The following is a 15,274-nucleotide window of genomic DNA, read 5'->3' as shown; positions in this document are numbered from 1 at the left end:
CAGGATTTTTTTGTTTATTGTATTCTTTTCAATATAAAACTCATAATATTTAAACACTAAATTATATATGTCTAAAGTCGTTTTAATAACAGGAGGATCTTCAGGAATAGGAAAATCTATTGGTGAGTATTTAACTCAAAATAGTTATACTGTTTATGGTACAAGCCGAAGTGCAGAAAAGTATGTAAATCATCCTTTTAAAATTATTGCTTTAGATGTTAAAAATGTAGACTCAATAAAAAAAGCTGTAGCTCAAGTGGTTTTAGCTGAAGGAAAAATAGATGTGTTAATTAATAATGCAGGTGTTGGTATTACAGGTCCAATTGAAGAAATTCCAGCAGAAGAAATACAACACAATTTTGATACAAATTTTTTTGGTCCTATTAATGTAATAAAAGCTGTTTTACCAGAAATGAGAAAACATAATAGCGGACTAATAATTAATATAACATCAATTGCTGGCTTTATGGGCTTGCCTTACAGAGGGATTTATAGTGCTAGTAAAGGTGCTTTAGAGCTTTTAACCGAAGCATTTAGAATAGAATTAAAAGACTTTAATATTAATATGGCAAATATTGCGCCTGGAGATTTTGCAACTAATATTGCTGCAGGACGTTATCACGCGCCATTAAAAGATACATCGCCATATAAAAAGTATGGTAGTGTTTTAAATGATATAGATGAACATGTAGATAATAGTAGCGATCCTATTGCTGTAGCAAAACAAGTTTTAAAGGTGATTGAAACCAAAAAACCTAAAATACATTACAAGGTTGGCGCATTTATGCAGAAGTTTTCTATTGTTTTAAAATTTATTCTTCCAGATAGTGTTTACGAAAAGATGCTAATTAACCATTATAAGTTATAAATGAAAAAAATATTACTATCTATTATCCTTTCTTTAGGAATGATATCTAGTGATATTATATATTTTAAATATACTTGTGTAACAGATGAAAAATGGCCTAGTTTTTTAGGCTTTCCGTTTGTTCAAAGTACAGATACTACTTGGATATTTTCAATGTCTGGAATACTTTATTTAAAAGGTCTTTTTGGTAACATTATAATATGGTCTATATTCTTTTATTTGCTTCTTTTTATTATATCTAAAATTACAAAAGGTAAATTTGTATTGGCAAAAAACATTCTTGCTTTTTTAACTGTTTGCTACTCGCTGTTTTTTACATTATTTTTTTTTATGCTATAGATTGGAGCTTAGGTTGGGATCATGATAATTTTAAAATGGATTATTACCAAACCAATTTAGAATGTACTAAAACGCTTCACATTTTAGATTAATATCTTTGTTAATATCATTTCATATTATTTTCTATTTAGAAATAGTAAGAAGTTGTAACTTCGTACCATTATTACAAACACAACTAAATATTTAATATGAAATTTTTTATAGACACAGCAAATCTTGCTCAAATTAAAGAAGCCGAAGATTTAGGAATTTTAGATGGAGTAACTACAAACCCATCATTAATGGCTAAAGAAGGTATTACTGGTACAGATAATATTTTAAAACATTATGTCGACATTTGTAACTTAGTGTCTGGTGATGTAAGTGCAGAAGTTATCTCTACAGATTTTGAAGGTATGGTTAGAGAAGGAGAAGCTTTAGCAGAATTACATGAGCAAATTGTAATTAAATTACCAATGATTAAAGATGGCATTAAAGCATGTAAATACTTTAGTGATAAAGGAATTAAAACTAACGTAACTTTAGTGTTTTCTCCAGGTCAAGCTTTATTAGCAGCAAAAGCAGGAGCAACGTATGTATCTCCTTTTATTGGTCGTTTAGATGATATCTCTACAGATGGTTTAAATCTTATTGCAGAAATTAGACATATTTATGATAATTATGCTTTTGAAACTCAAATTCTTGCAGCATCTGTACGTCACACAATGCATGTTATTGATTGTGCTAAATTAGGTGCAGATGTCATGACTGGTCCATTAAGTTCTATTGAAGGTTTACTAAAGCATCCATTAACAGATATTGGTTTAGCTAAATTTTTAGAAGATTATAAAAAAGGAAATTAATTTTCTTTTCATTTATAAAAAAAGCCTCAACTGCATGTTGAGGCTTTTTCTTTATATTTAATCTAATAATTAATGATTTATTACTTCAAGTAATTCTTGTTCAAACTGTATTGTAAATATATTTGCTTTAGGATTTACAATCTCACTTTTCTTATTAACTATAAAAACATTGTTTATAGGTTTAATAGATAAAGAATCTACGGCATGAGAAGGTGATTTAAGCCTATATTCATTATGCACTCTTAAATCAAAATGATTTAAAACTTTCTTTTGGTTAGCATAAGAAATAGAATCTATATTTATAGCAATATATTCAACCTCTGGATATTTTGCATTTAACTCTTTAATACGCTTGTGAGACGTAGTAATATGATTTTTATTTGTTTTAGTCCAAAAATAAATAACTGTAGGTTTTGTAATTATACTACTTAAACCAAGTTCTTTATTATTAGTATTTAAAAGCGTAATATTAGGTATTTTATTACCAGGTTTTAAGCGTTGATAAGATCTTACAACATTTTGTGCTCTTGTAATTTGCTTTTTATTAGAGCTTTTTTCTATAAACGAATTTAAAATACTGCAATATTCTTCAGTTTTATGAGAATTATTAATAAAACGCATAGTTGCAGCATATAATAATCTGTTTTTTATAGACTTATTTTTAACTTTTTCGTCTATAATTTTAAGCTTCTTCAAATTATAGTCTAGAGATAATTCATTATAAATACTATCATCACTTTCCTTAAAATGCTCTTGTAATGCTAAAGTATTAAAGTGAAAACCTAAAAAGGAACTGTATGCAGGATAATCTTTTAAAACATCATCATTATAATTAATGTCACTTCTGTAGCTATAAAAATCTTCTGGTAAAATTTCAAGCATGTGTTTTTCGGTCTTGCTATAATTTGCAATTGGATATACTTCTTTAGAAGAATAATATTTATAATTTATATTGCCTTGAACTAATTTATCAAACAAAGTAGAGGTTTCATATTTAGATTTAAACTTAGCAAGCTTTTTTAATTTATCATCTCGTAAAGCATTTAATCTTTGTTCAAAAGCTTCTGGCATAAGCTGGCTTAATGCTAAGGTGTTTTTTTCATCTTCTTCATTAAGTAAAAATAATTCCATTAAAAAATTATTTTCTTTTGCACCAATTCCAGAGTAAACTAAAGACTCATCAAAATCGTAAGTATTTAGCCTTAAAAGTAAGCTGTCATTAGGTTGTATAAGTACTGTTTGTAATTCTTTACCATCATAAAAAGTATATAAACCAGGCTCGGCTTTGTCAATTTTATAAGCAAAACGGTTTTTCTCATCTAGTTTAATTGTATCTAAAACTTTTCGGGATTTAGAAAGTACAATGTAGTTAGAATAAGGGTTTACAATTTTGCCACCAAAAAAAGCCGAAGTACCATTGGTATCCTTATCATTTTTACAAGAGGTGAAAACTGTTGTAAAGCAGCATAATATGTAGAGTAATTTTATTTTCATTTAAAAATTTTCCAAAAATTGCGAATCAAACAAAAGTATGTTTTGAATTATTGCAATGGTGTTAATGCGTTGTTAAATTGATGCAAACTTTCGTTAAACTCACAATAATAGTAAATTTTAGATACTAATAAGTCAATTGTTTTATGAAACCAAAGATATTAATTACTTTTGCAGCCTTAAACTTTATAGCACTTTGCATAAGGTTAAATTAATAAATAGTAAGACATGTTATCAGTTTCAAATCTTTCAGTACAATTTGGAAAGCGCGTTCTTTTCGACGAGGTAAGTACAGTTTTTAATAACGGAAATTGTTATGGTATTATTGGTGCAAATGGTGCCGGGAAATCAACATTTTTAAAAATTATTTCTGGTCAACAGGAACCTACATCTGGCCATGTGCATTTAGAACCTGGAAAACGTATGTCTGTTCTAACTCAAGATCACAATAAGCACGATGAAGACACTGTTTTAGATACCGTTTTACAAGGTAATAAGCCATTATATAAGCTTAAAACAGAAATAGATGCGTTATACGCAGATTATACAGATGAAAATGCTGAAAAAATAGGAGAACTTCAAGTGCAATTTGAAGAAATGAATGGGTGGAATGCAGATAGTGATGCGGCAGCTATGCTTTCAAATTTAGGTATAAAAGAAGACCTGCATTATACCGTAATGGGAGATCTAGATGGTAAACAAAAAGTACGTGTATTATTAGCACAGGCATTATTTGGAAATCCAGATGTACTTATTATGGATGAGCCTACCAACGATTTAGATTATGAAACAATCGCTTGGTTGGAAAACTTTTTAGCAAATTACGATAATTGTGTAATTGTAGTATCTCACGATAGACACTTTTTAGATGCTGTTTGTACGCATATTAGTGATATTGACTTTGGAAAAATTAATCACTTCTCTGGAAATTATACATTTTGGTATGAATCTTCACAACTAGCAGCAAGACAGCATGCACAACAAAATAAGAAAGCCGAAGAGAAGAAAAAGGAACTTGAAGAATTTATTCGTCGTTTTTCTGCCAATGTAGCCAAAAGTAAACAGGCAACAAGTAGAAAAAAGATGATTGATAAACTTAATATTGAAGATATTAAACGTACCAGCCGTCGTTATCCAGCAATTATTTTTGAACGTGATAGAGAAGCAGGAGATCAAATTTTGAATATTGAAGGACTATCTGCATCTTTAGATGGCGAAATATTATTTAAAGACATAGATTTAAATCTTGCTAAAGGTGATAAAGTTGTTGTTTTCTCGAGAGACTCAAGAGCAACTACTGCATTTTACGAAATAATAAATGGAAATGCTAAAGCCGATTCTGGTAAATTTGCTTGGGGAGTGACAACTACACAATCTTATTTGCCATTAGATAATAGTGATTTTTTTGACAACGATTTAACTTTAATAGATTGGTTGCGCCAGTGGGCTCAAACCGAAGAAGAGCGTGAGGAAGTAAATATTCGTGGCTTTTTAGGTAAAATGATTTTTAGTGGAGAAGAAGCGTTTAAAAAATCTTCTGTATTATCTGGAGGAGAAAAAGTGCGTTGTATGTTATCTAGAATGATGATGACAAGAGCAAATGTTTTACAATTAGACGAACCAACAAATCACCTAGATTTAGAAAGTATTACAGCTTTTAACAATTCGCTAAAAAACTTTAAAGGCACAGTATTGTTTACAACTCATGACCATGAGTTTGCACAAACTGTAGCTAATAGGGTAGTAGAGCTTACTCCAAATGGTGTTATAGATAGATATACTACTTTTGATGAGTATATGCAGGATGCTAACGTAAAAGAGTTACGTGAAAAAATGTATAAAAAATAGCATACCACTACAATTATTAAATAAAACAAAAGCCTCAAAATTTTATTTTGAGGCTTTTGTTTTAATAGTTTATACTCTAATTAAGCTTCCATTTCATTTCTTACGGTTTCTACAATTTGTACAGCTTTTCCTAATTCACTTTCGTGCACATAAACTTCGGGTTGTCCTGGTAAGCTAGTACCAAAACCAGCTAAACGTCCAGATTCTGTTTCGTCTTTAATAACAGGATTAATACCTACATCTTCTAGTCTTTGTTTCATAAGTTGAACAACAATCGTATTTCCTGTATATATTTTTACATAGTTTGAATCCATAATATTTTGTTTTAAAATCTAATATAAGTTACAAAATTTTTAGACTGATAAGTTATTTACTTAGCGTTAAAGTCTGTTAAATGTTAAATTTTTGTAATTAAACATCCTAAAATCAATTAATTACGTTATATATATTAACCCTAAGTCATTTAAATTTTTATATTATGATAAGGATAATACTACCATTTGTTGTTTCAGTTTTTGTAATCTGTTTAACATTTTACAATAGTAGAGTGAATTTTAGTAATTCAAATTGTAAAGTATTAGTACAAAAAACTTCAGGATCTATAGAAGGTTATTTAAAAAATACTGGAGAACATTATACTTTGCTAAGGGTTTTAGAGCATACGGAAATACAGTCACTATTTACTAAAGAAGATATATATACATTATTGGCGCCTACAGATGCTGCTTTTGAAAAATTAGGAAAGTCTAAGCTAGATTCATTGTTTCTTGAGGAGAATACTAGTAAACTTAAATCTATTATTAAAAATCATATAATACCAAAACACGCATCAAAGGACTTAATTTTACAATCTATACTTAAATCTAATAAAAAAATAGATTTTGAAACTTTAGAGAATAAAAAAATAATTTTTAATATAAAAGAAGGTATTCTTACTGTTAAAGTTGAAAAAAGCGAATTGTGTTTAATCGAGTATTCTTCGAAATTGGATAAAGGTTTTATTCATGTTGTAGATACTGTAATATTAACAGATTAAAACAAGCGTGTATTTATAAACTTTACTTAAAAAGTACCTATAAGTCCTATTTGATTTCCCGTAAAGCTAACGTTCCAAGAGATTCTGTTTTTCTTTTTATAATTGTCGCCATAATCATACGCGTTAGAGTTGTAAAGAAATTTATCAATACTATCTACAACTACAATACTTAAAACAGCACCAATTCCAACATCTGTTAACCAGTGTGCACCAGCAAATAACCTAGAAATAGGAGCAATAGAACCAAGAGTATAAACACCTACTTTAGACCAAGTGTTATTAAATTGTTTTGCTATAGAGTGTGCCATTGTAATGGACAATACAGTGTGTCCAGATGGAAAAGAGTGGTGTGCAGGCTCGTTAGACCATAAATGAAACTCATTACTTTTAAGACCGTTTCCAGGTCTTGCTCTACCAAAAACAGTTTTACTTAAGCTTTGTATAACCCCAGTTGTAAATGACGATGATATAATTAATACACTAGTTTTTCTAATTTTTTCGTTTTTTGTAAAAAGACCAAAACCATATAGTCCTGCATTAGCTATAAAATAAACTTGCGGACTACCAAAACGTGTTCCAACTTCTTGAAAAATTTTAGGTGGTTTTTGTCTAGTAAAATATGCACTAGTTTCATCGTCTACTGTTGCTAATGCAAATGCGCTAACAGCTACAGTGCCTAGAGTTGTAAAATCTTTTTTATCCCAGCTTAACGGTCTTAAAAAAGCATGTTTTGCACTTAAAACAGCATTTTTACCATCTTCAATAAATAATTTACCTATAGATGTTGTGTCTTTATCTTTAACATTTAAATCTTTAGATTGAGCATTTGTTTTTATTGTTATTAATAAAATAAAAACACATATTATGCTCTTGTAATAATTAGTCATGTTAGGAAATTTTAAATAATCTATCTTAACTCAGCACTAAGTTTGTTTTCAAAGTTAGATTGTAATTTATTCATTATTTTGTCTATTACTTTATCTGTTAAAGTTTTATTCTCGTCAAGAAAGGTAAAGCTTACGGCGTAACTTTTTTTACCGTTTGGTAAGTTTTTACCTTGATAAACATCGAATAAATTTACATTTTTTAGTAATTTTTTTTCAGTTTGTCTGGCAATAGTATTTATATCATCAAAAGTGACATTGTTATCTAAAAGTAAAGCAAAATCACGACGAACCTCTGGATACTTAGGTATTGGTGTAAATTTTATTTTGTTACGTTTTGCAACTTCAATTATATTATCCCAATTAAAATTAGCGAATAATACTTCCTGAGAAATATCAAAATGCTTATTGATTTTAGATTTTACAATTCCAAAATCTACTAATACTGTTTTACCTTGACTGTACTGTATGCCTTCAGAAAATAAATCGCTTTTAACACTTGTTGCACGATATCTAGAAATACCTAAGCGACTTAAAATAGCATCTACATTACCTTTTAGGTGAAAAAATGTACTTTTCTCACTTGGAGTAGACCAATTTTCTTCGGTTTTATTTCCTGTGATTAGTAATGTTAAATGCTTAGGTTCTTCTCTTGTGCCATTATAATTGTGATAAGTTTTTCCAAATTCAAAAAACTTAATATTGTTTTGTCTTCGGTTTATATTATGTGAAACAGCTTCTAATCCAGAAAATAGTAGTGATTGTCTTAAAACAGATAAATCTTTACTTAATGGATTTAGCATAGTAATATTATGCTCTTCTTTTAATTGTTCACTTAACTCAATATAGTTTGGATTGGTTAAAGAGTTAGCCATAATCTCGTAAAAACCTTGAGATACTAACTGGTTGCCAACAACATTTTGTAATTTATAGTCTTCAAATTTAGAAGCATTAGAGATAGATGCGTTTAATTTTGTTGTAGTTATAATGTTGTTATAACCGTACACACGTAAAATTTCTTCTATAACATCTGCTTCTCGTTGAACATCGTTTCTATAAGCTGGAATTGTTAAACCTAAACCAGTTTCAGTCACATTATTAACTTTAATTTCTAGTGAAGATAAAATACTTTTTATTGTTTCTTTTGGTATTTCCTGTCCAATAAGTTTTGTAACCTTATCGAAAGTTAAATGTACCTGGAAGTCTTCAATTTTATTTGGGTAAGCATCAGATGCGTCACTTGTAATTTCTCCACCTGCAATATCTTGTATTAATAAAGCAGCACGTTTTAATGCATATTCTGTTATGTTTGGATCTATACCACGTTCAAATCTAAAAGATGCATCGGTATTTAAAGCATGGCGTTTTGCTGTTTTTCTAACACTTACAGGATTAAAATATGCACTCTCTAAAAATATATTTGTAGTACCGTCTGTAACACCAGAGTCTATACCTCCAAAAACGCCAGCAATACATAATGGTTTTTCTGTATCACAAATCATTAAATCATCTTCGTGTAATTCACGCTCAACACCATCTAAGGTTGTAAATTTAGTACCTTTTTCTAATGTTTTAACTTCAATTTTGTTTCCAGAAATTTTATTAGCATCAAAAGCATGAAGTGGCTGCCCTAATTCGTGTAATACATAATTAGTAATATCTACAATATTGTTTATTGGAGATAAACCTATTGCTTTTAAACGGTGTTTAATCCAATCTGGAGACTCTGCTACTTTTACACCCGAAATAGTTACACCGCAATAACGTGGTGCTAATTCTTTATTAGCGACTTCAACATCTATTTTTAAAGTTCTACTATCTACGTAAAAAGAACTTACAGATGGTGTTATTAATTCAATATTAATATCCTTGTGTTGTAATCCTGCTTTTAAATCTCTGGCAACACCAAAATGACTCATAGCATCTGCGCGGTTTGGTGTTAAACCAATTTCAAAAACATGATCGTTTTCAATTTTAAAAAGATCTGCACATGGTGTACCAACAACCGTGTCTTCTGGTAAAACCATAATACCATCATGAGATTTTCCTAAGCCTAATTCGTCTTCGGCACAAATCATACCATGACTTTCTTCTCCTCTAATTTTACCTTTTTTAATAGTCCAAGCTTCTCCTTCTGGAGTATAAAGTGTAGTGCCAATAGTAGCCACAGGAACTTTTTGTCCGGCAGCAACATTAGGTGCACCACAAACAATTTGTAAAGTATCGCCAGTACCAATATTAACAGTAGTAACTTTTAACTTATCTGCATTACTATGTTGTTCGCAAGTTAAAACCTCACCAACAATAACGCCTTCAAGTCCGCCTTTAACACTTTGGTAAGTATCTAAGCCTTCAACTTCAAGACCTAAATCTGTAAGTAATTCACTTGTTTGTTCTGTAGGCCAATCTATTTTTAAAAACTGTTTAATCCAGTTGTAAGAAATCTTCATTTTAACATAATTAGAAACCGCAAATATAGTAATACTTAAGTGTACTTTAAATTTTAGAAAAGGCTTTTATGCTATAAATTATAGTATAAATTGCATAACACTGTTAAATAATATAGAGAAAACGTCTAAACCGTTAAATAAATCGTAAATTAATTAAATATTAACAACTAATTTAAAAACACATTAGTCATGAAAAAAAATAAAATAATATTGTTGTTTGTAATAGGTTTACTATTTGCAGGAACACAGTTTGTTGTAGCTCAGGAAGATAAAAAGAAAGTTGAAAAAGTAGAAACAGAAATTGAAATGGATGCCGATGATGCCATGGAAATGGAGATTAAAAAAGAGGTTGAAGTTAAAACCATTAAAGAGAAACCAGTTGATGCTAAAATAGAATCGCAGCCCAACAGAGTTAATGGTGAAGGAACCAACAAAAAAGAAGTTGAAATTATTGAAGAAGAAGATTTAGAAGATGATGATGACGGTAGCCAAAAAATTATTGGCAAACGCGTAGATGAATAGTAAAATTAATCTATAAAAAAATATTGAAGCATCATGAAAGTGGTGCTTTTTTTATATTTGCATTTTAAAACAGAATTTTATGCTAAAATAAAGTAGCTTTTATTTGTTAGGATTTTGTTGTTACTTCGAATAATAATTAAAGACCTTAATCATGCGATATACACTATTACTTTTAACTTTATTTTTTATATTTTCTTGTGAAGAAAAATCAACTCAGCCAGTTTTATTATCTGGAGATTATAGAGCCGAATTAAAAGTAAGTGAGACAGATATACTACCATTTACTTTTAAAGTAAAAGACGCAAATAATTTAACTGTTTTTAATGCAGAAGAAGAAATAGAAGTTGATGAAATAGAATACCGCAACGATTCTGTATTTATAAAAATGCCTGTTTTTGAAGCACTTTTAGCGGCTAAAATTGAAGATGAAAGACTAAAAGGAAACTTTATAGTTGAAGGCAAAAATAGAGTAGTGCCATTTACAGCAAAAAAAAGCAAATCAAGATTTAATGTTAATACAAAAGCTGAAGCTAATATTGCTGGAAATTGGGAAACTGTTTTTAGTCCAAATACAGAAGCCGATAGTTATATAGCAAAAGGTGTTTTTAAACAAGAAGGTAATATAGTAACAGGTACTTTTTTAACCGAAACTGGAGATTATCGCTTTTTAGAAGGAATTATTACAGGTAACGATTTAAAACTATCTACTTTCGATGGTGCGCATGCGTTTTTATTTACAGGTAAAGTAACAGATTCTACCATAAACGGTACATTTTTCTCTGGAAACCACTGGAAAGAACCTTTTACAGCAAAAAGAAACGAAAATTACAATTTACCAAATGCTAATAATTTAACCTATTTAAATGAAGGTTACGATAGCTTAGCATTTACATTTCCAGATGCTAATGGCAACATGGTGTCTTTAAATGATGAACGTTTTAAAAACAAAGTAGTTTTAGTACAAATTATGGGAACTTGGTGTCCTAATTGTTTAGATGAAAGCAAATATTATACAGAATTTTACAAGCAAAATAAAGATAAAGGTTTAGAAATTGTAGCCTTAGCTTTCGAGTATGCAAAAACTGAAGCTAAAGCCTTTGCAGGTATTAAGCGTTTACAAGAAAGAATAAGTATTACTTACCCAATATTATTGGCACAAACAGGAAGCACAAGTAAGCAAGAAGCACAAAAAAAGTTACCAATGTTAAACCATGTACTAAGTTACCCAACTACAGTGTTTGTAGATAAGCAAGGTAAAGTACGCAAAATACACACAGGTTTTAATGGTCCGGCAACTGGTGAAAAGTTTGTAGAGTTTAAAACCGAATTTAATGAGTTTGTTAATAAATTACTGGAAGAATAATTAAAAACTATTTAATTTCAATATTTTTAGTTTCTTTATCTAATTCACCTTTAAAATCTGGAACAGCTCTTTCATTTTGATTAGCGTCTGTTTTTAAAACACCGTTTTTTTAATATCCTTAATTAGCCATTCCATTTCCATTATTTCTTTACGCTGAGTTTTTATAATTTGGTCTGCAAGTTTTCTAACTCTGGGATCTTTAATATCTGCTCTCTTGCTTGTTAAAATAGCTATAGAGTGATGCGGAATCATACCTTCCATATAGTCAGTGCCTGTAACTGTTATTTGGCTTCTTACAAGACTAATACCACCAAATATCATTACTATGCCTAAGGCTAATAATGCTATATTGTTTTTTTTACTTTTATACATATTAAGCATAAATAATAGCATGATAATTACCATAGAGCCACCCATAATAAGCGTCATAAATAATCGCGTTTCACTAAACCAAAAATGATCGATTATTTGATATGAGTGTGTATACATTAATAAAAACATTGCTATCATTGAAATAGCAATCATTATTAAAAATTTACTATATTTCTTTTTATTGTTATTTTCCATTGTATTTATGTTTTAAATTATAGTTTTTACCTTTTATTCAATTACTAATAAGGTATGTAAATAATTTAGCAAATAAAAATAGAATAGAAAATCCGCGAGGATTTGTGTAAGTAGGCGAGAACTAGTAATAAATTTTACACGTTGTTCCCAGTAGTATTTTATTCCACTTTCTTTTCAATCAGTTTTAATTCTCCGTTTTCATCTTTCCAATATTCGTAATATTCTTTGTCTTCTGAATTGTGTCCAATAACAAATCGTTCGGTCAATTTTGGAATTCCGTTTGTCAATTCATAAACATCTCGTCCGTGTTCGCAACAGCCATTTCGCCAAGTCGAATTAATTTGTTTTTTTTCGCAATCGAATTCAGGTGAAGTTATTTCTCCGTATTCTGTATTTTTTTCAAAGAGTTCATTTGTTGGATTATAAATCCAAAATAGAAAAGGAACATTCGGTCCAGCAGGAAGAAATTCCATTAGCCTAAAATCCGCTTTCCCATCAAAATTCATATCCTCAATTGCAAAAAGTTGGTCGTTTGGAAAAGTTTGACTGAAATAGTTTTTGCTTGGTTTTATAGTTTGCATTAAGATTCCATTTTTCAGAACCTCAATTTTAGTTATTTCACAGTTGGTTTCTTCACATTTTTTTGTCAGACAAAATTCAAATTCAGCATCTGAAAACTTTACTATTTCTTGTGAATAAAGTTTAAATGAAAACAGAATTATTAATATTAGCAGAGTTTTTCTCATATTACTGGCAACGGATTATGTATAAGAATAGTAGCGGTTTTGTGTGCGAGGAATTTCTGAAGGAAATTCAGACGTAGCAAAAATGCACTAATCCTGGATTAAGCACTAAACTACGCATTATTATTACACGCCTTAAGTGTGTAGTTTTTTTATTTCAGTCGTTTTTTAATATCCATTCTCTGATGTAAAATTCTAACGATTTCTACAATATCATTTTCAACTTTTCTATAAAAAATCAGATGTGATTTGATTTTCGTTACTCGATAATTTTTTCGAGTTTGTTCAGCTGATTTTCCAATCAGATAGTTCTCTGCAATAAATTCAATTTCCGCTATTATTAAATCGTAATATCTGTCTGCTTGTTCTTTAGACCATTTGTGAAAAGTATAAATCCAAATTTTATTTAAATCTTCAATCGCTTGTTGGCTTATGCGATATTTGTTTTTACTCATAAGTGTTTACGATGTAATTCTTCCAGATGTTGTTTTGGGTCAAAATTTTCAACAAATCCACTATTTTCTCCAACTTCGAGAGCTTTAATCAGTTCTCTTTCCTTTTTTTCTTCGCGCTCTAACAAGCGTAATGCTGAACGAATTACTTCGCTAACCGAACCATATCTACCAGAATTTACTTCTTCTCTGATAAAATCCTCAAAATGATTTCCGAGTGATATTGATGTGTTTTTTCCCATTTTGACTACAATTTTACTCAAATGTACCAAATATTGGTAACATGGCCAAATTGCACACAACGGTTTTGTGTATGATTTCGTTGCGTGTTTTAAGCACTAAAGTTAGCAAATAAATCACAGATAGAAAGTCCGCGAGGACTTTCGTAAGTAAGCTAGAACTAGCAATTAATTTTATACGGTGTTAGCATACGTTATTTATTCGTTCTCTTATTTTTTCAAGCTCAGTTTTAATATTTTCATCTTTTATTAATTCAGAATGTTCAGTCACTTTTTTAGTAGTTTTTTTCCAAAAAGGATAGAGAAACAACATAGAACTTGTCCCTAAATTTTCATAAGTTCCATTTTCTCTTTTTATTTCATAAACATTTTTAAAATTCACTTTGTCTTTATAATAATCAGTCCTTTTCATTTTTGTAGTAAAAAAATCTAAAAGTCGATTTAGTCCTTCTGATATTTTTATTCCGTATTGTTTTCCGTAATGGATATGACTAATTCCATATCCAACTATTAATTCAGAGTTTCCAATGTCAAATTCAAACCAAACTGATGAATCTTCTTTTTCTTGTGAGTAAACAGTAATATGAAAACAGTCTTCATATTCTTTTGATTCATTATAATTTTCAGGGAAATGTTTGTCAAGGAATCCTTTAATATCATTGTAAATAATTCTATTTTTCTCTATTTCCAATTTAGTTTTTCTTTCAGTTTTGATTCTCGTTTACGTTTCGTTTTTAATGTCTAGTCCTGAAATATGGCTACAGTTTAAAATTGAATTTACGCTGATAATTTATATACCATATTAGGTGTTTTATAGTCTAAAGATAAATGTAATCTTATTTCGTTGTATAAATTAATTGCATTTTTTGCAGCTCTTTTAGCGTGAGTCACGTTATCAAAGGTTTGGTCGAGATAGAATTCATCTTTAAGTATGCCGTTTACGCGTTCAGCCATGGCATTTTCATAACAATGATTTTCTTCGGTCATACTAATATCTATCTTTTTACTTTTAAGTATTTGGGTGTATTGATTGCTACAATACTGTATTCCTCTATCTGAATGATGAATAAGCCCATTAATGTTTTTAGCTTGATAAATAGCTTTGTTTAACGCTCTTACACATCCTTTTAGTTCTAAGCTATCGCTAAGATCATAGCCAACAATTTTTCGAGAGTGCATATCTGTTATTAAAGCGAGATAACAAAAACCTTTAATAGTTCTTATGTATGTTATATCACTTACCCACACTTGATTTGGCCTTGTAATTTCGATATCTTTTATCAGGTTATTATATTTGTAAAAGCGATGATAAGAATTCGTTGTTTTGGCACTAGTTTTCTTTCTAAGAGTCAGCATTTGGTGTTTTCTAAGCACGTTAAACAAAGCATCTCTACCAACTTTTAAGTTAGCTTTGATAAAATCGTCTTTTAGTGATTTTTCGAGTTTACGCACGCCTTCTCTAGGAAGGGATTTACGTCTTTTACTTACAATTTCTATAATTTGTTGTTCTATTTTTAAACGTTTATCAGCTCTAGATTTGTATTTGTAATACGCATCACGTTTAAGTCCAAAACAACTAGCTATAGTTGATAAAGAAGCAAATCCCTTAGCTCTATTTCTAGTTTTAATA

General features: G+C 29.6%; 17 protein-coding genes. 7 read left to right on the top strand and 10 right to left on the bottom strand.

Features of this window, described 5'->3' with window-relative positions:
- The first annotated feature begins 67 nt into the window (after positions 1–67).
- The 3 genes from LACAL_RS14605 (at position 68) to fsa (ending at position 2,049) form a co-directional block, all read left to right on the top strand.
- On the top strand, positions 68–868 hold the full coding sequence (locus LACAL_RS14605; protein ID WP_013871535.1) for an SDR family oxidoreductase: 801 nt from the start codon (positions 68–70) through the stop codon (positions 866–868).
- Positions 869–1,207, top strand: coding sequence for a hypothetical protein (locus tag LACAL_RS14600; protein ID WP_013871534.1), 339 nt, complete (start codon positions 869–871; stop codon positions 1,205–1,207).
- 188 nt (positions 1,208–1,395) lie between these two features.
- The gene (gene fsa / locus LACAL_RS14595; protein WP_013871533.1) at positions 1,396–2,049 is read left to right on the top strand and encodes a fructose-6-phosphate aldolase; all 654 of its coding nucleotides are present in this window, start codon (positions 1,396–1,398) and stop codon (positions 2,047–2,049) included.
- Positions 2,050–2,118: 69 nt separating this feature from the next.
- On the opposite strand, the gene LACAL_RS14590 is transcribed toward fsa, so the two are convergent.
- Positions 2,119–3,543 (bottom strand): redoxin domain-containing protein, encoded by a 1,425-nt coding sequence (locus LACAL_RS14590; RefSeq protein ID WP_013871532.1) that lies wholly within the window; start codon positions 3,541–3,543, stop codon positions 2,119–2,121.
- Positions 3,544–3,768: 225 nt separating this feature from the next.
- On the opposite strand from LACAL_RS14590, the gene LACAL_RS14585 reads away from it, so the two are divergent.
- Entirely contained in the window at positions 3,769–5,388 is a 1,620-nt protein-coding gene (locus LACAL_RS14585; RefSeq protein WP_013871531.1) for an ABC-F family ATP-binding cassette domain-containing protein, read from the top strand.
- Positions 5,389–5,468: 80 nt separating this feature from the next.
- Here LACAL_RS14585 and LACAL_RS14580 read toward each other — a convergent pair whose 3' ends face one another.
- A complete protein-coding gene (locus LACAL_RS14580) occupies positions 5,469–5,702 on the bottom strand; it encodes a putative signal transducing protein (protein WP_013871530.1) in 234 nt (77 codons plus the stop codon).
- A 164-nt stretch (positions 5,703–5,866) separates the two neighbouring features.
- Between LACAL_RS14580 and LACAL_RS14575 the strand changes: the two genes are divergently transcribed.
- Positions 5,867–6,424 (top strand): fasciclin domain-containing protein, encoded by a 558-nt coding sequence (locus LACAL_RS14575; RefSeq protein WP_013871529.1) that lies wholly within the window; start codon positions 5,867–5,869, stop codon positions 6,422–6,424.
- A 26-nt stretch (positions 6,425–6,450) separates the two neighbouring features.
- Here the strand turns inward: LACAL_RS14575 and LACAL_RS14570 are convergent, their stop codons facing one another.
- Positions 6,451–7,311: a phosphatase PAP2 family protein gene (locus LACAL_RS14570; RefSeq protein WP_013871528.1), complete on the bottom strand. Its 861-nt coding sequence runs from the start codon at positions 7,309–7,311 to the stop codon at positions 6,451–6,453.
- A 20-nt stretch (positions 7,312–7,331) separates the two neighbouring features.
- A complete protein-coding gene (gene pheT, locus LACAL_RS14565) occupies positions 7,332–9,758 on the bottom strand; it encodes a phenylalanine--tRNA ligase subunit beta (protein WP_013871527.1) in 2,427 nt (808 codons plus the stop codon).
- A 189-nt stretch (positions 9,759–9,947) separates the two neighbouring features.
- Between pheT and LACAL_RS14560 the strand changes: the two genes are divergently transcribed.
- A complete protein-coding gene (locus tag LACAL_RS14560) occupies positions 9,948–10,280 on the top strand; it encodes a hypothetical protein (protein WP_013871526.1) in 333 nt (110 codons plus the stop codon).
- Positions 10,281–10,431: 151 nt separating this feature from the next.
- On the top strand, positions 10,432–11,643 hold the full coding sequence (locus LACAL_RS14555; RefSeq protein WP_013871525.1) for a peroxiredoxin: 1,212 nt from the start codon (positions 10,432–10,434) through the stop codon (positions 11,641–11,643).
- 93 nt (positions 11,644–11,736) lie between these two features.
- Here LACAL_RS14555 and LACAL_RS14550 read toward each other — a convergent pair whose 3' ends face one another.
- From LACAL_RS14550 to LACAL_RS14525, 6 genes are all read right to left on the bottom strand, one after another.
- On the bottom strand, positions 11,737–12,210 hold the full coding sequence (locus tag LACAL_RS14550) for a DUF305 domain-containing protein (RefSeq protein ID WP_013871524.1): 474 nt from the start codon (positions 12,208–12,210) through the stop codon (positions 11,737–11,739).
- A 158-nt stretch (positions 12,211–12,368) separates the two neighbouring features.
- On the bottom strand, positions 12,369–12,956 hold the full coding sequence (locus LACAL_RS14545; protein WP_013871523.1) for a hypothetical protein: 588 nt from the start codon (positions 12,954–12,956) through the stop codon (positions 12,369–12,371).
- Between the two features lie 149 nt (positions 12,957–13,105).
- Positions 13,106–13,408 (bottom strand): type II toxin-antitoxin system RelE/ParE family toxin, encoded by a 303-nt coding sequence (locus tag LACAL_RS14540; RefSeq protein ID WP_013871522.1) that lies wholly within the window; start codon positions 13,406–13,408, stop codon positions 13,106–13,108.
- On the bottom strand, positions 13,405–13,647 hold the full coding sequence (locus LACAL_RS14535) for a type II toxin-antitoxin system ParD family antitoxin (protein WP_013871521.1): 243 nt from the start codon (positions 13,645–13,647) through the stop codon (positions 13,405–13,407). The genes LACAL_RS14540 and LACAL_RS14535 overlap by 4 nt, the downstream gene beginning before the upstream one ends.
- Positions 13,648–13,828: 181 nt before the next feature.
- Positions 13,829–14,335 (bottom strand): hypothetical protein, encoded by a 507-nt coding sequence (locus LACAL_RS14530; RefSeq protein ID WP_013871520.1) that lies wholly within the window; start codon positions 14,333–14,335, stop codon positions 13,829–13,831.
- Between the two features lie 86 nt (positions 14,336–14,421).
- Positions 14,422–15,273 carry an IS3 family transposase gene (locus LACAL_RS14525; RefSeq protein WP_013871510.1) on the bottom strand — a complete coding sequence of 284 codons (852 nt, stop codon included), beginning with the start codon at positions 15,271–15,273 and terminating at the stop codon, positions 14,422–14,424.
- Position 15,274: the final 1 nt, after the last annotated feature.

It is taken from the genome of Lacinutrix sp. 5H-3-7-4 (assembly GCF_000211855.2).
GTDB lineage: Bacteria > Bacteroidota > Bacteroidia > Flavobacteriales > Flavobacteriaceae > Lacinutrix.
This window is presented reverse-complemented; position numbering and strand designations above follow the sequence as displayed.